Annotated in this window: 27 protein-coding genes; 19 read left to right on the top strand and 8 right to left on the bottom strand. The window is 44.9% G+C overall.

From position 1 onward, the window contains the following. The first annotated feature begins 33 nt into the window (after positions 1–33). The 10 genes from NIASO_RS12835 (at position 34) to tsf (ending at position 8657) form a co-directional block, all read left to right on the top strand. Complete coding sequence (locus NIASO_RS12835) at positions 34–999, top strand: sugar phosphate isomerase/epimerase family protein (RefSeq protein ID WP_008586429.1); 966 nt, start codon at positions 34–36, stop codon at positions 997–999. A gap of 173 nt (positions 1000–1172) precedes the next feature. Continuing rightward, a complete protein-coding gene (locus NIASO_RS12830; RefSeq protein ID WP_008586428.1) occupies positions 1173–2417 on the top strand; it encodes a YdcF family protein in 1245 nt (414 codons plus the stop codon). A 253-nt stretch (positions 2418–2670) separates the two neighbouring features. Beyond that, complete coding sequence (locus NIASO_RS12825) at positions 2671–3453, top strand: C1 family peptidase (RefSeq protein ID WP_008586427.1); 783 nt, start codon at positions 2671–2673, stop codon at positions 3451–3453. 147 nt (positions 3454–3600) lie between these two features. Then, complete coding sequence (locus NIASO_RS12820) at positions 3601–4716, top strand: C1 family peptidase (protein WP_008586426.1); 1116 nt, start codon at positions 3601–3603, stop codon at positions 4714–4716. Between the two features lie 28 nt (positions 4717–4744). Further along, positions 4745–5113, top strand: a complete 369-nt coding sequence (locus tag NIASO_RS12815; protein WP_008586425.1) for a hypothetical protein — start codon at positions 4745–4747, stop codon at positions 5111–5113. 179 nt (positions 5114–5292) lie between these two features. Beyond that, positions 5293–5592: a protease inhibitor I42 family protein gene (locus NIASO_RS12810; protein WP_008586424.1), complete on the top strand. Its 300-nt coding sequence runs from the start codon at positions 5293–5295 to the stop codon at positions 5590–5592. 201 nt (positions 5593–5793) lie between these two features. Further along, positions 5794–6237, top strand: coding sequence for a 50S ribosomal protein L13 (gene rplM, locus NIASO_RS12805; protein WP_008586423.1), 444 nt, complete (start codon positions 5794–5796; stop codon positions 6235–6237). 38 nt (positions 6238–6275) lie between these two features. Beyond that, the gene (gene rpsI / locus NIASO_RS12800) at positions 6276–6665 is read left to right on the top strand and encodes a 30S ribosomal protein S9 (protein ID WP_008586422.1); all 390 of its coding nucleotides are present in this window, start codon (positions 6276–6278) and stop codon (positions 6663–6665) included. Positions 6666–6713: 48 nt separating this feature from the next. After that, a complete protein-coding gene (gene rpsB / locus NIASO_RS12795) occupies positions 6714–7610 on the top strand; it encodes a 30S ribosomal protein S2 (RefSeq protein WP_008586421.1) in 897 nt (298 codons plus the stop codon). 210 nt (positions 7611–7820) lie between these two features. Next, on the top strand, positions 7821–8657 hold the full coding sequence (gene tsf, locus NIASO_RS12790) for a translation elongation factor Ts (RefSeq protein ID WP_008586420.1): 837 nt from the start codon (positions 7821–7823) through the stop codon (positions 8655–8657). Between the two features lie 104 nt (positions 8658–8761). On the opposite strand, the gene NIASO_RS12785 is transcribed toward tsf, so the two are convergent. Together NIASO_RS12785 and NIASO_RS12780 are read right to left on the bottom strand one after the other, a co-directional pair. Next, positions 8762–9250, bottom strand: a complete 489-nt coding sequence (locus NIASO_RS12785; RefSeq protein ID WP_008586419.1) for a hypothetical protein — start codon at positions 9248–9250, stop codon at positions 8762–8764. Between the two features lie 170 nt (positions 9251–9420). Then, the gene (locus tag NIASO_RS12780) at positions 9421–10110 is read right to left on the bottom strand and encodes a DUF4290 domain-containing protein (RefSeq protein WP_008586418.1); all 690 of its coding nucleotides are present in this window, start codon (positions 10108–10110) and stop codon (positions 9421–9423) included. A 136-nt stretch (positions 10111–10246) separates the two neighbouring features. Here NIASO_RS12780 and NIASO_RS12775 point away from each other — a divergent pair, with 136 nt between their 5' ends. The 8 genes from NIASO_RS12775 (at position 10247) to NIASO_RS12740 (ending at position 16898) form a co-directional block, all read left to right on the top strand. Next, positions 10247–11317 carry a glycosyltransferase gene (locus tag NIASO_RS12775; RefSeq protein WP_008586417.1) on the top strand — a complete coding sequence of 357 codons (1071 nt, stop codon included), beginning with the start codon at positions 10247–10249 and terminating at the stop codon, positions 11315–11317. A gap of 183 nt (positions 11318–11500) precedes the next feature. Next, the gene (gene gldC / locus NIASO_RS12770) at positions 11501–11848 is read left to right on the top strand and encodes a gliding motility protein GldC (protein ID WP_008586416.1); all 348 of its coding nucleotides are present in this window, start codon (positions 11501–11503) and stop codon (positions 11846–11848) included. Positions 11849–11915: 67 nt separating this feature from the next. Beyond that, positions 11916–12368, top strand: coding sequence for a GatB/YqeY domain-containing protein (locus NIASO_RS12765; protein ID WP_008586415.1), 453 nt, complete (start codon positions 11916–11918; stop codon positions 12366–12368). Then, positions 12369–12896, top strand: a complete 528-nt coding sequence (locus tag NIASO_RS12760) for a CvpA family protein (RefSeq protein ID WP_008586414.1) — start codon at positions 12369–12371, stop codon at positions 12894–12896. It abuts the gene before it with no gap. Positions 12897–13023: 127 nt separating this feature from the next. After that, positions 13024–13806: an alpha/beta fold hydrolase gene (locus NIASO_RS12755; protein WP_008586412.1), complete on the top strand. Its 783-nt coding sequence runs from the start codon at positions 13024–13026 to the stop codon at positions 13804–13806. A 33-nt stretch (positions 13807–13839) separates the two neighbouring features. Beyond that, on the top strand, positions 13840–14493 hold the full coding sequence (locus NIASO_RS12750) for a CBS domain-containing protein (protein ID WP_245605180.1): 654 nt from the start codon (positions 13840–13842) through the stop codon (positions 14491–14493). A 24-nt stretch (positions 14494–14517) separates the two neighbouring features. Next, a complete protein-coding gene (locus tag NIASO_RS12745) occupies positions 14518–16008 on the top strand; it encodes a POTRA domain-containing protein (protein ID WP_008586409.1) in 1491 nt (496 codons plus the stop codon). A 2-nt stretch (positions 16009–16010) separates the two neighbouring features. Next, positions 16011–16898, top strand: coding sequence for an NAD kinase (locus NIASO_RS12740; RefSeq protein WP_008586407.1), 888 nt, complete (start codon positions 16011–16013; stop codon positions 16896–16898). Here the strand turns inward: NIASO_RS12740 and NIASO_RS12735 are convergent. The 6 genes from NIASO_RS12735 to NIASO_RS12710 all read right to left on the bottom strand — a co-directional run bounded on the left by NIASO_RS12735 (position 16895) and on the right by NIASO_RS12710 (position 22477). Further along, positions 16895–18430, bottom strand: coding sequence for a sulfatase family protein (locus tag NIASO_RS12735; protein WP_008586405.1), 1536 nt, complete (start codon positions 18428–18430; stop codon positions 16895–16897). The genes NIASO_RS12740 and NIASO_RS12735 overlap by 4 nt on opposite strands. Before the next feature lie 586 nt (positions 18431–19016). Beyond that, positions 19017–19490 carry a hypothetical protein gene (locus NIASO_RS20515; RefSeq protein ID WP_008586403.1) on the bottom strand — a complete coding sequence of 158 codons (474 nt, stop codon included), beginning with the start codon at positions 19488–19490 and terminating at the stop codon, positions 19017–19019. 94 nt (positions 19491–19584) lie between these two features. After that, positions 19585–19833, bottom strand: a complete 249-nt coding sequence (locus tag NIASO_RS12725; RefSeq protein ID WP_025298946.1) for a hypothetical protein — start codon at positions 19831–19833, stop codon at positions 19585–19587. A gap of 49 nt (positions 19834–19882) precedes the next feature. Next, positions 19883–20512: a ribonuclease HII gene (locus tag NIASO_RS12720; RefSeq protein ID WP_008586401.1), complete on the bottom strand. Its 630-nt coding sequence runs from the start codon at positions 20510–20512 to the stop codon at positions 19883–19885. Further along, positions 20512–21414, bottom strand: coding sequence for a diacylglycerol/lipid kinase family protein (locus tag NIASO_RS12715; RefSeq protein ID WP_008586399.1), 903 nt, complete (start codon positions 21412–21414; stop codon positions 20512–20514). The genes NIASO_RS12720 and NIASO_RS12715 overlap by 1 nt, the downstream gene beginning before the upstream one ends. Before the next feature lie 13 nt (positions 21415–21427). Then, the gene (locus tag NIASO_RS12710; protein WP_008586397.1) at positions 21428–22477 is read right to left on the bottom strand and encodes a 3-oxoacyl-ACP synthase III family protein; all 1050 of its coding nucleotides are present in this window, start codon (positions 22475–22477) and stop codon (positions 21428–21430) included. Between the two features lie 167 nt (positions 22478–22644). Here NIASO_RS12710 and NIASO_RS12705 point away from each other — a divergent pair, with 167 nt between their 5' ends. After that, on the top strand, positions 22645–22938 hold the full coding sequence (locus tag NIASO_RS12705) for an outer membrane beta-barrel protein (RefSeq protein WP_008586394.1): 294 nt from the start codon (positions 22645–22647) through the stop codon (positions 22936–22938). Positions 22939–23181: the final 243 nt, after the last annotated feature.

The raw sequence follows: 23181 nt of genomic DNA, 5'->3' as shown, positions 1-23181 counted from the left end.
AATTACTTTTTTTGAAAACAATACTAAAGAATAATGAAAAAAATAAATTATTTATTTCTGTTGATCCTGTGGGTGGCAGTTGTACCGGTTTTAGGCAACTCTTTTGTGCCGGATTCGCTTCCCCGTCCACTGGCCGTTGGTTATTCCATATCCATATCAAAAATCACCCCGGAAAGTATGCAATCCGCAAAAGCTGCCGGAATTTCCTGCCTGCAGGTAGGCGTGAACGAATGGTTTGATGCAAAGGGTGATTTTAAATGGGACGATAATAAAATGGCCGCTGAAGCTGCAAGCGCAAAGAAAGCGGCAGTTGCTGCAGGAATAAAAATCGCTGCCATTCATATGGCCTATGGGCAATGGATCGATCTTTCCCTTACGGATGAAGCGGTGCGGAAAAGGGTGGTGGCGGCCCATAAAAAAGTGCTGCAGCTCTGCCGGGTGCTGCAACCGGAAGTGGTATTATTTCACCCCAGTTGGTATCTTGATCCGGATCATCGGGAGGCACATATTCTGCAGCTTATAAAATCAGTGCAGGAGCTGGAAAAACCAGTAAAAGACATCAACGCCATCTGCGTTATAGAAAATATGACAGGGCCGGAGTTGTATGTGGAGCGGAAAGGGATAAAATTTGAACGGCCACTTTGCAGAACCGTTGAGGAGATGATGGGTATTCTGAACCGCCTGCCCCCGGATATTTACGGCGCGGTTGATATGAACCATATTTTGCACCCGGAGCAATTGATCCGGGCATTGGGGCGCCGGCTCAGGTTCATCCATGTTGCAGATGGTGATGGTGCGCATGAATTGCATTATTACCCTTGTTCGGGCAAAGGAATGAATAACTGGCCCGCTATTATTGACGCGTTGTACCAGGCAGGGTATACAGGTCCCTTTATGTACGAATGCCACTATAAGAACCTGCGGGATCTTGCGGCCTGTTACGAGTTCCTGTACCAGCAATATATCCAGGAAAAATATATACGGCCCGCCTATCAATAATTAATTATAAACTGAAGAAGCTATATCAAAAGTTGTTTTACAACGAAAGGTCGTTCTGAATTTGTTTCAGAAGCTATTAATAACCATACGTTATTACGGATCATCCCGATGGCTATCGGGAGGTATGACAATGGAGCCTTATGATACAGCCTCAACAAAATAAGTATTAAAAAATGAAACGCCTTTCTGTTATTGCCCTAACGTTCGGTCTTGTTTGCAGTACCTTTGTATCTTATAGCCAGGAGGGCATTCACCAGGACGAAACCAGGATTTTACAAAAACGGATCTTTTATTTACTGGATGCAATGGAAGCGCATCCTCCGGTAGCTACAGCGGTTGCTGCTGATGTCGTTTTGCAACGGTTAATGGTGCAAAAGCGCACGGTGCTGCAACAGGCGATAGATTCCTGTGCTAACTTAGCTTGCATTGCCGATGCAATGTTGATAAAGCCAGGGGAAGACGCGGCGATAGCAAGGCAATTGAGCAGCTTGTTTCAAAACAACGGAAAGCTCCGGCAATGGATAAAGGATAGTATTCGTGCAACGGGTTTCTATAAATTAAGTGATTCGCTTCCTGATGCTTCTTTATTCAGGGAGGCATGGGAAGAAGAAGCCGCCGGAATCAATTATATTATCAGGGCGTATCTTCAAAATAAAGGGTTGCAGTATCCCAAAGTAGATGCTGCGTCTTTCCCTGTAAATAGCCCGCCCTACTTTGATTCAGTCGGGCATCTTATAACGGCTGTACTTGAAAATGGAAGGGAAGAAGAATTATTTTTTCAACCACTACTCCGCATCTGTCTCAGGATATTGCAGTTGAATCGTCACGATGAAGCTGCCCGGTTGCTTCCCTTAAGCAAGATAAATGAACAACCCTGTCAGCAAATCCGGTCTGTTCAATGGCGGCAGTTTCCTTTTAGCGCCATACTGGTTTTTGGGGAAGGCCCCGAGACGCCCGATGTGCCTATTAGTGTGCACAATAAAGAAAGGTGCGCAGCGGCTTCCGCGTTGTTTAAATCAGGCAAGGCGCCTTTTATTATTGTTAGCGGGGGATATGTGCATCCCTTTCAGACCAAATATTGCGAAGCGGTGGAAATGAAAAAATATTTAACGGATAGCCTCTCCGTTCCTGCCGGTGTGATCATTATAGAGCCGCATGCCCGCCATACTACCACCAACATCCGGAATGCAAACCGCATCCTATACGAGAATAAAGTGCCGGCAAATAAACCCGTTTTGGGGGTAAGCGATGTTGCTCATATCCGATACATTGCCGGAGAAAATTTTGAGCGGGTCTGCAGGAGAGATCTGAAATACCTCCCTTTTGAGCGCATGAAACAATTGTCGGACACAACAGTGGCATTTTATCCTGCTGCCTGTTCCACACAGATCAATACGGGGGACCCTTTGGATCCGTAAACCCGGTCTTTTTCGCCAAGAAAGGATTTTGGGCCCGGTAAAATGAAACCGGCTATGCAGCTATGCGAGGCTTGTAGCCTCGCATCCCTATTCTATTGCCTCAGGCGATTATAATCCACGTCAACACAACATCAATACCCGCCAATAGAAGTTGTTAAAAAACGGGTTCGCTCAATCTGGGTATTGCCCGCCCTTGCGTTATGTAGTAACTTTATAAGGAATAATAATAATCCTCCTTTAAACAAATAACACAATGGCAAAAGCCTCCAAACCCCAACAAACAAAAAGAGCCCTTGGCTGGATCCCCGATCTGCCGGATGCAAGAGATTTTATTTATGCTGCACCGCTGAGGGTAATGCTGAAAATACCCACCCGGATCGACCTCAGAAAGGGATGCCCCAAAGTTTATGACCAGGGGGGGCTTGGAAGTTGCACAGCCAACGCCCTTGCCGGTGCCTTTGAATTTGGTAAAATAAAGCAGCGTAAAAAGGATTTTATGCCTTCCCGGCTTTTTCTTTACTATAATGAACGGGTGCTGATGAACACTGTAAATTCTGATAGCGGCGCCTACCTGCGGGATGGTATAAAATCTCTGAATAAACAGGGGATTTGTCCTGAAAAGGACTGGCCTTATATCGAAAACAAATTTACACAAAAGCCTCCTGCTTCCTGTTATAAAACAGCATTAAAGAACCAAGTGCTCTCTTATTGGAAAGTACCTATTAACCTTACGTCCATCAAAAGCTGTCTTGCAGAAGGCTATCCTTTTGCGTTTGGTTTTACCGTTTACGACAGCTTTATGACAAAAAAAGTTGCGGATACAGGAATAATGCCTTTACCCAATATTTCCAAGGAAAACGTACTGGGCGGGCACGCTGTTATGGCTGTGGGTTATGATGATGCCCGGCAGGCCGTGCTGGTACGAAATTCATGGAATACCGGCTGGGGTATTAAAGGCTATTTCTGGATGCCCTATGCCTTTATTTCCAATAGCAGCTTCTGCCAGGATTTCTGGACCATACGGAATGTTGAGTAACCATCAGCTTTAAAGTTACGCTCTTAACACCAGCAGTTCAATAAACCTAAAACTGCAATGGGATCACTATGCCCCACAGGCAATGGGTATGGAATCCTATTACACACTAATGTCAATCCATTTTTTTAAATAAACAACAAAAACAAAATGTCAAAAATTAACGTTGCGGCCATTCAGTCCTCCATCACTGAGTCGGGTTTAACCTGGCAAGCCGCCAATAACGAGTTTACCGCCATGACGGAAGCGGAACGTAAGTATTTCCTGGGTTTTACCCCCGGCCCTAAGGAGCGATCGCTGACGGCCCGGGAAAACGCTTCGGAAAAAGCTCTGAAAGCGTTTCAGCTTTCGGCCGCTGGAAAAGGTATTAAAAAGAAAAAAGCATTTGGCTATCCTACGCTCTTTGACTGGAGAAACCGAAGCGGCCAGAATTTTGTAACGTCCATTAAAAACCAAAGCTCCTGCGGCTCCTGCGTTGCCTTTGGTACCATTGCCACTGCAGAGATCGCTTACCGCATTCAAAGAGGAAACCCCGCACTGAGCATTGATTTTTCAGAAGCACAATTGTTTTATTGCTATGCTAAAAGTGAAGGCCGTAACTGCGCTAACGGATGGTGGCCCGATAGGGCGCTGATTGCCTTCAGGGATAAGGGCCTGGTTGATGAAGCCTGTTTTCCCTATACCCCCGGCGACCAGGCCTGCAATACCTGCAGTAATGCGGCCGACCGACTAATGAAAATAAGCGGGTTTACAAAACTAACCACAACCGCCTCTATGAAAGACTGGATCAGCACCCGCGGCGCACTGGAAGCCTGTTTTACGGTATACACCGATTTCTTCAGCTACCGGTCCGGGGTCTACCGCAGGGCAAACAATCACGTGGAAGGCGGTCACTGTGTGTGCGTGGTGGGTTATGATGATGTAAACCAATGCTGGATCTGTAAAAACAGCTGGGGCCCCGGTTTTGGAGAATCCGGTTTTTTCAGGATCGGATACGGCCAATGCGGTATCGATGCCGAAATGTACGGCGTAAATGGTATTGTTGAAACATTGTGGACCGGAAGCCAGCGGATCCTTGGGTTATGGTCCAATGATGTTGCTAATAATGCCTGGGCTTATATCGAGAATTTTGGATGGAGGAAAATTTCACCCGCAAGCGATAATATTCACCTGAACCTGCTTGCGCAATGTATTTCTGCAAAGAACCGGGGAACGGCGGTTAGTATCCACCTGACCAATGCAGTCATCGATCAGATCTATAATTAAATATTTTAACGGATTAAATAACTACACAATGAACGCAGTTAAAAAGGCTACGGCCAAAAAATCAGCAAAAAAAAGCGCCACTGCGCCTGTTACTCCGGGCCTGGCAGCAGAAGCGGTAAGCAGCAAAAGGTTAAATGAGCCCACCTTGCTCCCCCCGGGTGCAGGAGGACTTACGGCCTGGAACAACAATGTAAAAATAGTGGGCACCTGGGGCATTGCAGAAAATAACAATGCCTGGCTGAACGTCAGTGGTATGGGTTTCAGAAGAATTAAAGAAACCAATACCCAGGCATTTCTGGCCCTTTTGATGATCGGCTGCCACGCGCGCGATAAAAACAGCGTGGTGAATGTACGGACCGAGGCCGATAATAAGGTGTACGAGTTATACGCCTGGTAACTGCCAGGGCGGAAGCTGATGCTATACGGTTTATCAAAGTCGTCATTTCATTTTTGGAGCTGCAGAGGACTGTTACTCTTTGATGTAGCAGGCCGGCCGCCACAATTGATCTGGCGGCTTTTTAGCCGGGTTAATACAGCCATGTACGGACGCCCGTTATTTTAGTTTAATTTTAGACCATGGAAAAGAAGATCACTTTGCAAATTGGAGAAACGGTTCAGTTGCAGTTGGAAAGTTTGGGTGGGGCAGGGTATAGCTGGGTGATAGCACAAAACGATGAGCAGGTAACCGGTGTTAAATTATCGGGCACCGAACGGGAGCCGCGTAAAAATGAACCGGTTGGGGGCAGTTCAGTTACCAATGTGTCGGTTATTGGAACCGGAAAGGGCGTGTCTTCCATAAAACTGGAACAAAAACGGATCTGGGAAACCGACAAGGAACCGTTAAAAACCGTCGTGATTGAGGCTACTGTGGTCTGAACGCAAGGAAAAAAGGCTTGCCGGAGGATTCTATAATTAAAGTAAGTCAAAATTTTTACTGAAAATCAACTTGTTGCAAGGGGACTATTAAAAATAGTTCCTTTTTTTTATTATTTTCAGCCCATACTCGATTACCTTTGCAGTCCTTTATAAAAAAGGCCGGGGGATAGCCCGGAGTTACTTTAAAAAATTAAATTAAAAATGAGCAAACAACATTTCACCACAAAACATGCGAACGAGGCTACCGTGCAGCGTAACTGGTACGTTGTAGATGGTACTAATCAAACTGTAGGACGTATGTGTTCCCGTATTGCGGCTATTTTGCGCGGTAAGCACAAAGCCAGCTATACGCCACACGTAGATACCGGAGATTACATTATTGTAACGAACTGCGAAAAAGTAAAACTGTCTGGTAGCAAAATGGAGCATAAAGTGTATGACACTTACAGCGGATACCCCGGTGGCCGTAAAGAAGAATACGCAACCGATCTGCAAAAACGTCGTCCGGAAGTAATTATTGAAAGAGCCGTTAAAGGGATGCTTCCCAAAAACCGCCTGGGTCGTAAAATGTACAAAAAGTTATTTGTATATGCAGGGGACGTTCATCCGCACACTGCCCAACAACCTAAAGAACTGAAGTTCTAAATTTCAAATCCTAAATTCCAAATAAGAAATTATAAATAATGGAAAAACAAAAAAATGCTGTCGGACGCCGGAAGGAAGCCATCACCCGCGTTTTCTTATCAAAGGGTACCGGTGCTATTACCGTTAACGATAAAGACTACAAAACATATTTCTCCCTGGTATATTTACAGAACCAGGTAGAGCGTCCGCTTAAAACCATTGAAGCAGCAGATAAATTTGATGTAAAAATTACTGCTACAGGCGGTGGGGTTAAAGGCCAGGCAGAAGCGGCCATGCTGGGTATTTCCCGTGCATTGGTTGATGTAAATGCTGAGTTCCGCCCTGCATTAAAAGCAGCCGGTTTATTAAAAAGAGACCCCCGCTCTGTTGAACGTAAGAAATTCGGTCATAAAAAAGCACGTAAGAGCTACCAATTCTCTAAACGTTAATCGGGGTATCTTCAAATTATCAAATTATCAAATTTTCAAATTAGTACGATGGAAAATAATAATACATCATTACAACAGCAGCTTCTGGAAGCGGGTGTACATTTTGGCCACTTAAAAAAGAAATGGAACCCCAAAATGTTGCCTTACATCTTTGCTGAAAAGAAAGGGATCCACATTATTGACCTGAACAAAACGGTGGAATGCTTGCAGGAATCTGCGGCAGCAATGAAGCAGATCGCGCGCAGCGGCAAAAAGATCCTTTTTGTAGGTACCAAAAAGCAGGCGAAAGATATCGTTACAGAATGCGCTCAAAAAGTGGGTATGCCTTATGTAACCGAGCGCTGGCTGGGTGGTATGCTTACCAACTTCAATACCGTACGGAAGTCGGTAAAGAAAATGCAAAGCATCGAAAAAATGCTGAGCGATGGTTCTTTCGACAGCATTACCAAAAAAGAGCGTTTGACTTTAACGCGTGATAAAGATAAAATGGAGAAAGTATTAGGCGGTATTGCGCAACTGGGCCGCGTACCTGCTGCTTTGTTCATTGTTGATATTGGTCATGAGCACATCGCGTTAGCAGAATCAAAACGCTTAGGCATCGGTACTTTCGGTGTGGTAGATACCAATGGTGATCCTAACAAAGTGGATTTCGCAATTCCCGCAAATGATGATGCTACTAAATCAATAGCGATCATTGTTAACTATATTACTGCAGCTATCGCTGAAGGATTGAGCGAAAGACAAGCAGCGAAAGACGATGAGGTAGAAGATAATTTTGCAGACGAAAAGGAAAAACAAGCGGCAAAATTACAGGCAGAAGCTGAGGCTGAAAGTGGCCGTGGCGGAAGAGGCCGTGGTACTGCACCTGGTGCAGGCGCCGGTGCCGGTCAGCGTCGCAGAACTACCCCCGGTGGCGGTTCCAGAAGCGGAGCACCCCGGAAGTAATTCCATGTTTCAGGTTTAAGGTTCCTTGTTCCGTTTATTTTTAATAACTGAACATTGCGCTTTGAGCCTGAATCTTTTTCCGGTATAAGAACGCATCCTGTTCATTGCCGAGTTAATAATAATTTAAGATTCCAAAAAATAAGTTCAGGTTATGTTTGCTGCTGATCAACATATGCAACCAGTAACCTGAAACTTGAAACTTGAAATAACATGAGTACCGTAACAATAACCGCACAGGACATTAATAAATTACGCCAGGCTACAGGCGCTGGTATGATGGATTGCCGTAAAGCATTAACGGAAACCAATGGTGATTTTGAAGCTGCGATCGACTGGCTGCGCAAGCAGGGACAGAAAGTGGCTGCTAAAAGAAGCGACCGCGAAGCAAAAGAAGGCGTGGTGATCGCGCAAACAACTGCCGATAACAAATCAGGTATTGTGGTATGTGTGAGCTGCGAAACGGATTTCGTTTCCAAGAACGAAGATTTTATTGCTTTTGTAAAAAGCATTGCTGATGCGGCTATTGCCAACAACGTAAAAAGCGCAGATGAGCTGAGTGCTGTTGAAATTAATGGCGCAAAAATAGCAGACCTGGTAAATGATAAATTAGCTTCTATCGGCGAAAAGATCGGTATTACTAAATTTGAAAGAGTAGACGCTCCTTATGTAGCTTCTTATATTCATGGTGCTAACCGCATTGGTGTGTTGGTAGGGTTAGATAAAGAGGCTCCTGAAGTAGGAAAAGACGTGGCGATGCAGGTAGCAGCGTTAAGCCCCGTGGCTGTTGATGCAGCAAGCGTGCCTGCTGATGTAGTTGCCCGTGAAAAAACCGTTATCATGGATATCATGAAAGAAGATCCTAAGATGGCTGGTAAACCTGAAGAAATGCTGGCTAAAATTGCCGAAGGCAAATTAGGTGCTTTCTTCAAAGAACAAACATTAACCGCACAGGCTTTTGTAAAAGATGCAGGTAAATCTGTAGCTGATTACTTAAAAGAAAGCGGCAATGTAACCGTTACTGAATTTAAAAGAGTAGCGCTGGGATAACATACAAACCTATGAGGTTTTTAAAACTTCATAGGTTTAATATAGCTTTAAAGCACTCCGCAAGGGGTGCTTTTGTTTTTTAGAACAGGGGCCCGGACACAGCCCTAAAACCGGTACACAACTGCGGCGGACCTTGCTCCTGCATTAATTTGCACCTTGTCCGCATATTTCTTTAAACGGTTATTGCCAATAGCCCACATGGTAATACCGCCGCCCAGCGCGGTAAGGCCGCCAGTTATTCCCAAAACGCCCGCGATGATTTTTCTATCGCCCGGAGTGTAGTCACTGTTCGTGCCCATAACCGGGTTCTCATTACTGCCCGTTACGGCTAATGCGATACCCCCGGCAATGCTGGCAACGCCTACCCCGGTCAATATAATACCGGCCCTTTTCAGTTTTTGATAATGCTCCGGACTTTTGCCCCCTTTCCATTTAAATGCCGGTTGGGTAGCTACAGCAAAGATGCTTTTTGCAGGGGCATCGGTAACCAGGAATTTAGATGATATTTTTACGAACGCGGGCGGCTCGTTTTGAGCATAAATTCCATTGAATATGCCTGATGTTATGGCCAAAAGCAATAAAAGTTTTTTCATGTGTTTTGTTTTGTTAAATGAATGCAGTTGTGGTTTGCAGTAATCAGCAATTGTTTGATCTGTCCGTTTAACGGTAAAAATAGCTTTGGTGCAACAGTTTAAAAAATCGCTTCAAATAAAAAGAGCCTCCCGTATTCCGGAAGGCCCTTTGAAAAAGTTGAAATGCGGGTTTATAAAAAGCGCTTCTTTTTAAAACCGCCCCCATTGTTATTACGGCGGTTATTATTGTTGTTATTACCATTATTGCCGCTGCGCTGCTGAAATTTATTCCGCTTATTATTAAAGTTTCCTTTATCGCGGTCGCGGCCGCCGTTATCGGGGCGAAATGCTTTTACACTTGGGGTATTGGTAAAGGTCAACTGCCCGTCGGTAATGTCACTGAGCTCGCTTTGTATAGCATCGTCATGCACCACTTCCTTATGCCAGTTGCTGTACGCCAGTTTCATGTAGTAGGCAATGCTATTGGCATAACCCTGTTTTTTTTCAGGATCTGTTTCCTGCAATGCCCGTTCGATAAGGGCTTCCAGGTTGGACCCCAGGTGCGCCAGTTTGGAACTGCGGGTAGGATAGGGCAGTGGATCCGGCCGGGCACTTAATTCCTCCGGGGTGGGTTTGGGATAAGGCGCGGATACATCCAGTTGAAAATCGGAGATCTGGAAAAGGTGATCCCACAACTTGTGTTTATAATCTTCCACCGTTTTAAGGGAAGGATTTAAAATAGCCATCAGCTCTATAACCGAGTCGGCATTTCTTTTTCTTTTTTCGGGGTCTTCAATGGTCAGTATGTATTCCACCATCTTCTGCACGTTGCGGCCATACTCCCGTATGATCAGCTTGTTCCTAGTAGTATTATATTCCATAAAAATAATTGGGATCGCTCAAATGTATGTAAAGTAGTTCAATGTAAATGGTTACGCTATACCTTTGCAGCTGGTTACAAAGATAAACGGAATTGTATTTATTTGAAAAGATTTTTCTTTTAACACCGGTTAAACAGTGAAGATAGGCGTTTATAGTAAAAATACGGGCAGGGATCTGCTTCAAAATGTAAATAATTTATTGATAATCAATAATATATCCGGGTGGCAGCCGTCTCCGGAAACTATCGTTTTTTATAGTGGAACCGGCGTAAAGTTAAACGATCTGAATCCTTCCGTCCAGTGCTTGCCACTCGCTGACAGCGTTACGAAGTTGTGGGGCGCATTGGCCGGCCGGCGCCAGGTGTTGCCCCGGCTGCTAAAGAAAAAAGGTATCGAAGCCTTGCTGCTTTTTGATGTAAAGGATGTGGTCAGGACTGATATCCCACAGTTTTTGCTCCTGAATGACCGGTACGAAACAGCAAAAAAAGATATTCCTTTATTTCAAAAACTGGCAGGTGTTATAGTGAGTTCGGAAAAAATAAAAACCCGGCTGATAGCGGAAGCCGGAGTTGACGCGCGCCGGATCACTGTAACAAAAGCCATAATTAGTGAGGGACCGGGGACTGTTGATCCTGCCGGACAAGAGCGCTTTAAAGAAGCAGTTACGGAGGGTAAAGAGTTTTTTATTGGTGCCGATGGTCATTGGACCCCGGCATCGCTGGTATTGGTGTTGAAGGCATTTTCCCGGTTTAAAAAAATGCAGCAAACCAACTGGAAACTGGTATTAACGCATAGGGGGTTTAATCCTGAAACGGCCTTTGGGAACGTCTTTGGCATGATCAGCTCCTATAAATATAAAGACGATATTGTATTGTTTGGACAGTCGGCATCCCACACTTATGCGCAAGCCCTGGGGGCGGCCTATGCGGCGATCAGCGCCAAAACGGACGACGGTTTCCCCGCGGCCGTGGCAGAAGCGCTGAGTTGTGGTACTACAACCCTGGTGCCGGACCCTTTCCCCGCCTCTTCCTTCCCCGCCTTGCCCGCATACCTGGCTGGTGATGAAGCATCACTGGGTACAAAAATGATGGAGCTGTACAAAAATGAATCCCTGCGGCAGTATTATATTGAAGCAATAGAAAAGCACGCTCCATTAAATAATCTTAGCGGGGGGTTGGAAGCGCTCCTGGGCGGCAAGCGCAGGTAACTAAAATGTATTTTGGGCCGGTAAAGCGGGAAGGCGATATGTTATACGCCGATTCCGGCCGATGGCGAACTGTTCTCGAAATGCTCTCAGTGATTCTGTACTCAGTGGCAAAAAGTGCCTCCGCCCCGCCCCCTTGCCCGCCTGAAGCCGAATCCTTACATTTGCGCTTTATTTGTTTTGATTATGAAGTCTACGATTACTATTGATGTTGAGCTGGACGAGAATAAAGTGCCGCAGGATATTACCTGGGTCGCCACTGCCAGTACCGCCGAACAGGCCAAAAGAGCAAAAGCCATAATGCTGTCCCTTTGGGACGGGGCCGAAAGAGCCGCATTGCGGATCGACCTCTGGACCAAAGAAATGATGGTGGATGAAATGGCCGATTTCTTTTATCAGTCTATTATGACGATGGCCGATACCTATGGCCGTGCCACGCAGTATCACGACCAGGTAAATGATATGAAGGCCTTTGCGCAGGCGTTTTATAAAAGGTTCCAGGAAAAACAACTGGAGCAGCAAAAAGCTACTTAATGCTGAATGCTCAACGCAAAATGCTGAAAGCTGATAACTGACAACTGAACACTTAAATCTTACAACCATGTCTTTAGAACAAACCATTAATGAAGATATAAAAAAAGCGATGCTGGCAAAAGATGAAGCTGGTCTGCGTAGTTTAAGAGCTATAAAAGCAGCCATTTTGCTGGCCAAAACCGCCGAGGGCGCCAAAGAAAGCCTCTCTGCCGATGATGAAATAAAACTGGTGCAGAAGCTGGTAAAACAACGCAGGGATTCGCTGGATATTTTCGAAAAACAAAACCGTCCGGACCTCGCGCAAAAAGAAAAAGAGGAAATAGTAATAATGGAAAAATACCTGCCGGCGCAACTAAGCCCGGAGGAATTAAAACCTGTTATTGCAAAGATCATCGAACAAACAGGAGCTGCCGGTCCGGCCGATATGGGTAAAGTGATGGGCGCGGCCACCAAAGAACTGGCAGGCAAAGCCGACGGGAAAGCGATTTCCGCAATAGTAAAAGAGCTACTGGCAAAATAAATGATCATCGATCTCATTTTCGCGGTCCTGCTGTGCATTGCAGTATTTAAGGGCTACAGGAAGGGTTTTGTTGTAGGCATTTTTTCTTACCTGGCTTTTGTCATCGGGCTGGCAGCGGCAATGAAGCTGTCTGCAGTTGTAGCCACGCGGATCGGAACCGTCGTAAAAGTATCCGATAAATGGTTGCCCTTTATTGCATTTATTGCGGTGCTCATTGGGGTTATCATCGCGGTAAAATGGGTGGCCCGGTTAATACAGCTTTCTATGGAGAAGGTATTATTGGGCTGGCTGAACCGCCTGGGAGGTATTTTACTTTTTGTGATGCTTTATATTGCGGCGTATGCAATTCTGTTGTTTTACGTCAATCAGTTGCAGTTATTGCCCGGTACAACAATAGCAAAATCCACTGCGTTTCCCTTTATTGAGGCTTTTGGAAAGCGGGCGATAGGGATCATGGGCGTTATCATTCCTGCGTTTAAAGACTTGTTTGTACAGTTGGAACATTTCTTTGAAAAGGCCGCAACTTAATGGAAATAATAAATTAACCTATTGGCCAGCCGTGTTTTTATACAGAATTTAATATTTTTATATAAATTAACAGGTCGAATCATTTTTAAAATCAATATATTAGCGGCTATATTGCCGGAAAAATCTAATGGAATACGAGATAAAACAGCACGATAAATTCAGATATATCGAGGAGGGCGAGGGACAAACGCTGGTGCTGTTGCATGGCTTGTTTGGTGCACTAAGCAATTTTGGCCCGCTGGTAGATTTCTTTAAAAATCACATGAAGGTAGTGGTGCCGATGTTGCCATTGCTGGAGATGGATATTTTAAATACCAGCGTAAGCGGCCTTGCAAAATATGTGAACAAATTCATTGATGCCAGGGGGTACAAAGACGTTCATTTGCTGGGTAACTCACTTGGCGGGCACGTTGGGTTGGTATACCTGCTGCGCAATGAACCGCAACTGGTAAAAACGGTCATTTTAACCGGGAGCTCCGGCCTTTTTGAAAATGGAATGGGCGATAGTTACCCTAAAAGAGGCGACCGCGAGTATATCCGCAAAAAAACGGAATACACGTTCTATGATCCGGCGATGGCTACCGACGAGCTGGTGGACGAGGTTTTTGAAATAACCAATAACCGTTTGAAGGTTATAAAAATTATTGCTTTGGCAAAAAGCGCCATCCGCAATAATCTCGGCGAGGAGTTGAACCGCATCTCCATACCAGTCTTGCTGATCTGGGGAAAGAACGATAATGTAACGCCACCGTTTGTGGCAGAAGAGTTTAAGAAATTACTGCCTAACAGCGAGTTGCATTTTATCGATCATTGCGGACACGCCCCAATGATGGAGGTTCCCGAAGAGTTCAATAAAATTTTACTTAATTTCTTGCAAAGACAGGGAGCTATTGCAACAAAGGTTTCCTAAAAGCTGTCTTACCTGCAAAAGGAAGCTATGTTAATGAAAGAATTGTCTTTTGAAGCATTACCACAATTAAAATTGTCGGACAGGGTTTACCAGGTGCTGAACCTTATGCAGGAGCATCATGTTACAGATCTTGCGGTTACCAGGGAAGGAAAGCTGGCAGGGCTGGTGAACGAAAATACGTTGCTGGATGTTGATGATGAACTTTCTTTGGAAGCAATACAACAGCCTTTGCTCAACTATTCGGTTAAGGAGGATGAGCATTTCTTAAAAGCATTTGCACTGGCAACGGCACATCATCTTTCCGTAGTGCCGATTGTTGATCATGAAAATAATCTCGTTGGAACCATTGAAGCGGTAACGCTGGCAGGGCATGTTGCCGATTTTTTACAATTACAGGATGCCGGCGGACTGCTGGTATTGGAAGTGGAAGCCCGGCAGTATTCCTTCTCAGAAATAGGTAAAATTGTAGAGGCGAACGATGCGCAAATTACCCAACTGAACACAAAACAGATCCGCGAAAGAGAAGTAGTGGAGATAACGCTGCGTATTAATAAATTAGAGATTTCCGACATAGTGGCCAGCTTTCAACGCTATGATTATACGGTGAAATATTACTTTGGTGAAGAGTTGTACACCAATGAGCTCAAGGACAACTATGAAAACCTGATGAATTATTTAAGTATATAGTGCCGCGCACTCCATCCGTCTGATGTGAAAATTAAAACCCCGAAAAATAGCATCCTGCTTTTTATCCTTCTTTTATCGGGGTGCTTTTCCGCGGTATATGCGCAGATCGATACAACCATCAGCGGATTAAAAAATGCGAACTCCGCTTCTCCGGTTACGAAGAATGATTATGGGCTCGACAGTTTGCCCAGAGACCTGGATAGCAAATTTATTATCCGGGATATTATTTTTGAAGGGGATAACAAAACGAACGAGCCGATCCTGTTGCGGGAATTGCCCTTTAAAGAAGGGGATTCCATTGTACTGAGAGAAATACCGACATTGTTTAATATCGGGAAGACGCAACTGATGAACCTGAGCCTGTTTCATATGGTAAATCTTTCGGTTCTGCAGTTGGACCCTCCTTTTATCGATATTAAAATTATAGTAAAAGAGCGCTGGTATATCTGGCCGTTTCCTTATTTCAAGCCGGTAGACCGGAACCTGAACCAGTGGCTTTTTGAAAAAGGGGCCGCTGTGTCGCGCATTGATTATGGGGTCAAATTGTTATGGGACAATATTACCGGCAATAACGACAAGCTCCGGTTCTATTTTATTACGGGGTATACCAAACAATTATCCCTGGGCTATCAGCGCCCTTATATTGATAAGGGTATGAAATGGGGCATGAATGTAATGGTAAGCCTGGGTAAGAACCATGAGGTCTTATATGATACAAAATTTGATAAACAGCAGTTTGTTAAAACCACGGATTATCTTAAAAATTTCTTTAACGCGAATCTGGAATTGACCTACCGGAAGAAATTCTATACCACCCATTATTTTGGTATCGGCTACCAATCGGCGCGCTTTGGAGATACGGTGTTTATTATGAATCCGCAATATCTTAAAGGAGCACAGCATTTTTTAAAATACCCTATGGTCTATTACCGCGTACGGTACCAGAATCTTGATTATAATGCTTATCCTACACGAGGCTATGCGGGCGAGCTCTATGCCTCAAAACAGGGGTTTAATAATGATATGAATGTTTGGCAACTGACCGCCAAGGGGGTAGGGTATTGGCAGTTGGGAAAACAATCATTTTATAGTATAGGAGCATCGGGAACCGTTAAAGCGCCGTTTAACCAGCCTTATTACAACCGGCAATTGCTGGGGTATGGCGATATGTTTTTGCACGGGTATGAATATTATGTAATGGATGGCGTGGCGGGTGGAATTCTGACGGCCACATTGGCAACCCGGCTAACCAATTTCAGTTTTAGTATTCCCAAAACAAAATGGTTTTCTCCCATACCAATCCCTTTAAAGATATACGGAAAGGTATTTACAAATGCGGGGTATGCCTATGATCCGAATCCAAGTCCTGCAAACCGCCTTTCCAACCGGTTCCTGATCGGCGGCGGTGTTGGGTTTGATATTTTTACGGGATATGATTTTACGCTTAAGGTAGAGCTGTCCATTAATCATTTAGGTGAAAAGGGCATATATTTACAAAAGAAGGATATTTTTTAACCATGACCATTGCCGTTTATAGCCGCGGGATCGATCAGCTAAAGCTGGAGGATGTAAAAACGTTTTTCAGCGAAGTAAAAAATTATGACCTTCAGTTGATCGTTTTTGAACCTTTTTTTGAGGAAATAAAGGAAGCAATCGGACTGGATGCAACTACCGCTGTATTCCGGGAAACGGCCGATCTTTCAAAAGATGTGGAATGCATTATCAGTCTTGGCGGTGACGGTACCTTGCTGGACACGGTAGCGCTGGTTTCTGACAAACCCATTGCCATAATGGGCATCAATTTCGGCCGCCTGGGCTTTTTGGCAAGCATCGGAAGAGATAATTTAAAACTGGCCATAAAAGCGCTGGCCTCCCGTACCTATGTAACAGAACAGCGAACACTGGTGCATTTAGATGCCGATATTCCTCTTTTTGGCGACAAACCTTTTGGCTTAAACGAATTTGCCATTCATAAGCGCGACACCGCGTCTATGATCAAAGTACATACCTTTATCAACGGAGAATTTTTAAATGTGTACTGGGCCGATGGACTGGTGGTGGCAACCCCAACGGGCTCTACGGGTTATTCCTTAAGCTGCGGTGGCCCTATCGTTTTCCCGGACTCCGGCAATTTTGTTATTACACCCGTGGCGCCGCACCACCTGAATATGCGCTCCCTGGTGATCAGTGATAACAGCATCATTTCTTTTGAAATAGAAAGCCGCTCGGATGATATTATCTGCGCGCTGGATTCGAGAAAAGAGATCGTGACCAAAAATGTATCACTGGCGGTGCGAAAAGAACGGTTTACCATAGCGCTGATCCGCCTCAGCGAGAATAATTTTCTGCATACACTCCAGACCAAACTGATCTGGGGCCTCGATAGAAGAAATACACCGGCTTAATCGGCAACGGGGGTTAAGAATAGTTTTTTTGCCTCTTTATCTTTATACTGTTCGATCAGTTGTAGCAGTTGGTTTTTTAAGTTCGTAACTACTTTAGCATAATTTTTATCAGCGTATACATTTTTTAATTCCTGCGGATCTTTTTCAAGGTCGAATAATTCCCAGGCATTCACCCTTTCGTAATAGCGGATCAGTTTATAACGTCCGGCCTTTATGCCAAACTGCGGAGAAACATGATGTACCGTATTTTCATAATAATGATAATACATAGCCTTTCTGGGGGTATAGGCCTTTCCTTTTAACAATGGCAGAAAAGAAATGCCCTGCATGGCATCCGGCACCGCTGCATTTCCCGCCTGCAGCAGTGTTGGGGCTATATCCAGGTTCATTATATAACCGTTGATTTTGGTGCCGGGTTTAATAACGCCGGGATAACGCATCACCATAGGCGTTCTGAAGGATTCTTCATACATCCACCGCTTGTCAAACCATCCGTGCTCGCCCATAAAAAACCCCTGGTCCGACATATAAATTACGATTGTGTTTTTGGTCAGGTCATGCGTATCAAGATAGTGCAGCAATTCCGCTATGTTCCGGTCTAAGGATTTGGCTGTAGACAGGTAGTCTTTTATATACCGCTGGTATTTCCATTCAGTAAGCGCCTTACCGGTTAATTTCTTTTCATCAAACTCCTTTTTTACCTGGTCATAGTAGGCGTCCCAGGCGGTTCGCTGCGCGGGTGACATTCGTTTAACAGCTCCCATTTTGTTTTCTTCTTCCCTGGAAGGAAATACTTTCAGATCATAACCCAATTGCATGGTTTGGGCTACCGTCATATCCTGTACTTTAGCCGCTTTGCGGGTGGCATAATCGTCATAAAAAGTAGCCGGTAACGGAAAGGTCTGTTTGTCAAAGGCGCCCAGGTCCTGCAGGTCCGGCATCCAGGTACGATGGGTGGCTTTATGGCCCACAACCAGGCAAAAAGGTTTGGAGGCATCTCTCTGGCCCAGCCAGTCCTCGGAAAGCTGTGTGATAATATTGGTTACATAGCCTTCATGCCGGGTTTTTTTACCTCCGGTGGAAATAAAATCAGGATTATAATACTCTCCCTGCCCTGGTAATATATTGTAATAGGTGAATCCCTGCGGTGTATTTTCCCCCAGGTGCATTTTCCCGATCCAGGCCGTTTGGTATCCCGCTGTTTGCAGGCGCTTTACAAAAATGTCCTGGTTAAAATCAAAAGTAGAATGATCATTATCCTCAAAACCGTTAATATGACTGTATTTGCCGGATAAAAAAGTGGCACGACTAGGTCCGCAAAGCGAGTTGGTGACATAAGCGTTGGTAAACTGTGCGCCTTCTTTCGCCAGGCGGTCGATACCCGGGGTTTGCATAAACCGGCTGCCATAAGCGCTGATGGCCTGGTAAGCATGATCGTCGGAGATGATCACTACTATGTTGGGTTGTTTGGCAGATTGTGCAACAGCTAATTGCTGCAGCAACAAAAGACAGATTGCGATGAAGTACTTCATGTATTAAAGATAACACCAATTTGATAAGCATGCGCTGATTTGGTATCTGCGCCGGGCCATTGGTCAAATGCATCAAGATAAGCGCACAATCCCTGAAGGGACATGTCATTAAGTTAGGAAGTTGTCTTGTCGTAAATACATAACAGGATTATCTAAATAATTGTAAACTTTTTTTGAGACGATACAAATTGCTCCGTCAGGAGCAGCGGGTTTATAGTAGGTTGAACATATAAGATTGGGGCTCCATGGGAGCCTCGTGTTTACGCGGTCCCGCTGAGGCGGGAGAGCCGATGCGTTGCGTAGAGGATCATGAATACTATAAACACGCGGCGCTGTAAGCGCCTGAATCGTGTTCCTTATTTTGATGCATAAGCGATTCATCGGGAGAAAAGTAGGTAAAGAAAAAAAAGAAACAAAACGCGAATCGATAAGCCCTTTTCAAAATCAAAGATATGTCCACTCGACAGGGTTGCCATCGGGATGCGGGAGACCTGTTTAGCCTGCGTAAATAGTTTTATGGAACGTATATACAAACTAAAAAAAGCACCGGTTGCGCACCGGTGCTTTTAATAAAAAGAGTAGTTTTTTATTTTGAGTATTTGTCACCGTTGCCGGTTTCCTTTTCTGTATCCTGTTTCTTTTTCTTTTTAAACGGGTTCGGCGGTGGGGGAGGTTTACGGGGACCGGTGCGTTCTTCTTTTACCTCGCTTTTTTGCTCATTGTTTGATTCGGATCCCGGTGTTGTTGCAGCGGTTTCCGTATCCTGTTTCTTTTTCTTTTTAAACGGGTTTGGTGGCGGTGGCGGTTTGCCCGGTCCTTCTCCTTTTACATGCCGCTCATGCTCGCCTTTCCAGAAGTCTTTCTGATCATTGCCCACTTTCTTCCAAAAGGCCTTTTCTTTTGCATGCCGGTCATTCGTATTTTCAGCTTTATCAGCGTCTTTCGTATCCGTATTTTTTGCTTCCGGTTTTTTATCGTCGGCTTTTTGAGTGTTTTGCGCAAGGGCGGCTCCCGTGCACCAAACAATTGAAAGTAATAATAGCAGGAATGTTTTTTTCATAAATGGATGGTATTTGTTTACAATAAAAATGTCTGAATAGCGCTCTCAAATATAAGAATGAAATTACTATTCAGACATACCTGTAATTTGGTATTTAATTACGGATGCGGCGGCAACGGCGGACGAGGCGGCAACGGCGGGTGATGCGGCGGCATCGGTGGTCTTGGCGGACGCGGCGGCCTTTTGTGCCGGTAATGTACTGCATGATAATGCCGTTTATTTTTTTGTAATGATGATGCGGTGGCCTGGGCGGATGTGGCGGCCTGGGCGGCCGGGGTTGTGCGAAGGCCGTAGTAAACAGCGAGGTCATTAAGACCATAACCAAAAGAATCACTTTTTTCATGCGCTACGGATTTTTGTGTTAAAAAATGAAATATCCAAAATCAATGCCACTAATCTTCAAACAATTCGGACTGAGCGGATAAAATGTTAAAACTTTTTCTATGATAAATGCAGAGGCCACTATGTTTAATAGCGTTTCTGTGCGCCAGGGTACCATAGCCCTTATTAGCTGCCCAGTTATATTGAGGGAATTCTTCATGAATGCGTTGCATGTACGCATCGCGGTAGGTTTTCGCAAGGATGCTGGCGGCGGCAATATTGGCTAATTTTCCATCTCCTTTAACAATACAGGCATGCCTTAATTTTTTATACGGTATAAAGTAATTGCCGTCCACCGCAATAAATTCAGGAGCCGGCGCTAATTGAGCGAGGGCAAGATGCATGGCTTTTTGCGAGGCTTTTAAAATGTTGATCGTATCAATCTCTTCCACTCCAACCTGAGCTACGGCAAAGGCAAGGGCATTGGCCTCAATATATTTTCGCAACTCCACCCGCACCTGTGGTGCTATTAGTTTACTGTCGTTTAACAGGGGATGATAAAAATCGATCGGTAAAATAACCGCAGCAGCGAAAACCGGACCCGCATAACAGCCGCGGCCGGCTTCATCACATCCAGCTTCAAGATATTCCTGCTGATAGGACACTTCCAGGTCTGGCAGGGTTACAGCTTTTTTTTTCATTATCGGTTTACCAAAAGATTAAAACAGCTTTTTTCGATGGCGACACTTAATTTTTTTTCAGTGTTCACCGGTTCTCCGTCAATATGCATCGGCGCTTCACTCCAGTTGCTGATGCGTATCGCTTCTGTTTGGAAATAAAGGATGCCTCGTTTGTGCTTAATTTCTTCAATCGAGCGCACCTTATTGCCGCCGCCCACCTGTATCAATGTATTGTACAGCATGGCAATTTTTGATTGCTCCGTTACAATGACCACGTCCAGCAATCCATCATTCAGACTGGCCATGGGCGCAATGGTAAAATGATTGCCAAACTGGTTACTGTTGGCGATACTGATAAAATAAGCTTCGGTCTCAAAACGCTTTTCTGCAAGTTTTATTTTAAAAGAATAAGGCCTGGCGCCAAAAAAGTTTTTAAATACCTGGTTCACGTAGGTCATCAGGCCTCGTTGAGGAGCGTTTGCAAAATCGTGCGCCACTTTTGCATCAAACCCAAGTCCGCAAAGCATACACGCGAACTTTCCGTTTACCCGGAAACCATCCATGAGCACCGAATGATTTTTGAAGATGATCTCCAGCGCTTTTTTGGGCGTTTTAGGAATCCCGGCCCCAAAAGCAAGCCCATTCCCCGAACCGGATGGAATAATTCCAAAGTTTACCGGCAGGTGTTTAAGGCTGTCGATCACCTGGTTTACCGTACCATCGCCCCCGATGATTACCACATCAGTGTAACGTTCATCAACAAGCGTGCTGTAAAGAAAGGAGTAATCGCCGTTGGCTACCGAAGGAAAGAACTTAAAAAAAATACCGGCCCTCAGTGTTTCTTTTGCAGCAGTATTGGCTATTGCATCCTTTGATTTTGTTCCGGATACCGGGTTAATGATATAACAAATTTTTCTTTTCATTTGTAGCGTCCTCTTACCATTTTAATAAAGCGCTGCCCCAGGTAAACCCGCTGCCAAAGGCTGCCAGGCAAATAAGATCGCCGTTTTGCACTTTCCCGCCTTCCCAGGCTTCACACAAAGCTAGGGGAATGGAAGCAGCAGTAGTGTTGCCATATTTTTGAATATTGTTAAAAACCTGGTCGTCGTTCAATTGCAGTGCTTGCTGCACCATTTGCGCAATGCGCAGGTTGGCCTGGTGTGGTATCAGCAGTTTAAGGTCTCCCGGTTTATAATGGTTAGCGGTCAATGCTTCCATAATTACCTCGGGAAGTTTGACCACTGCTTTTTTAAAAACTGCCGGGCCATCCATGTAGGGATAAAAGTCCTCTTTATCTACAAGCTGCTGCGTTATAAAGACGCCCCCGTATTTTTGGGGAGGTACCGGCGGCCGCCACGCGGGGTTGTGCACGCCGCTGTGGAAGCCGGGGTTAGGCATGCTCAGCGCTTCGGCGTGGGCGCCGTCGCTGTGCAGGTGGGTGCTCAGTAGGCCCCGCGCAGCGTCCGGCGATGGCTGCAATACCACGGCTGCGGCGCCATCGCCAAAAATAACAGATACATTACGCCCCCTTGTAGAAAAATCCATCGCATAGGAGTGCACTTCCGCGCCGATGAGCAGGATGTTTTTGTACATCCCGGTTTTGATAAACTGGTCGGCAACGCTGAGGCCATATATAAAACCGCTGCATTGGTTCCTTATGTCCAGAGCGCCCACATCTTTCAGTTCCAGTATCCGCTGCACCAGCACCCCGCAACCCGGGAAAAAATAGTCGGGGCTTAACGTTGCGAAAATGACAAAATCGATATCCTCTTTTGTAATACCGGCGCGCTCAATGGCAATTTTTGCTGCTTCCGCACCCAGGGTAGCAGTGGTTTGTTCAAAACGCGTTGCATAGCGCCGTTCTTCAATCCCCGTGCGTTCGCGAATCCAGGCATCACTCGTATTCATATACTCGGTCAGTTCCGTGTTTGTCACCACATTATCAGGAACATAACTTCCGATCCCCGCAATAATAGTACTGTTCATAAACAAATGCTTGTAAGTGGCAAGTTAAATATTTTGACGATATTATGTATTGTTTGCAACAGTTGATTATTGGAACCACAATCAATTTCTTGTGGGATATATTATTGACAATGTACGCTGTTCCCTGCAAGAAGTTAAGAAAGGAGCCTTCGTGAGAATTTAAGGAAATGACATTAAAACCACAACTACAAAAAAATACCGCTAGCTGGTCGCTGAATATTGGTTTTAAATACCTGCTGCTGGATAAGCGCCTGGTACTGGGGCTAAACGCGGATGACATTTTCAAAAAGAATTATTCCACTATAAAAACGGTTAGCCAGGATATTCCCCAATCCTTTACTCAGTATTATGATACCAGGCAAGTGCGGGTATCCGTCAGCTACAATTTTGGTAATAAGAATATTTCCGTGAGTTCGAGAAAAGTAGGTAACCAGGAGGAAAAAAACCGGTCGGGGAATTAATCTTCCGCAAAATGATAACTCACTTTAAACTGATTGGTGTAAATAAGAACGCTATCGGTTAATAATCAATCGATTGGTGGGAGGAACAATCATTGCTTCTGGTCCCGGCCGATGTTTATTATTCCATATTATAGCGAAAATTTCGGGTTAGAGAACGGAAGTTCTGATCTTGTCAACTAAACTTAACCAAAATTTCTTCCCTCTCCAATGCAAATTTTAGGCTGCCCCGCATAATTATCGTAC

This window comes from Niabella soli DSM 19437, assembly GCF_000243115.2.
Lineage (GTDB): Bacteria > Bacteroidota > Bacteroidia > Chitinophagales > Chitinophagaceae > Niabella > Niabella soli.
This window is presented reverse-complemented; position numbering and strand designations above follow the sequence as displayed.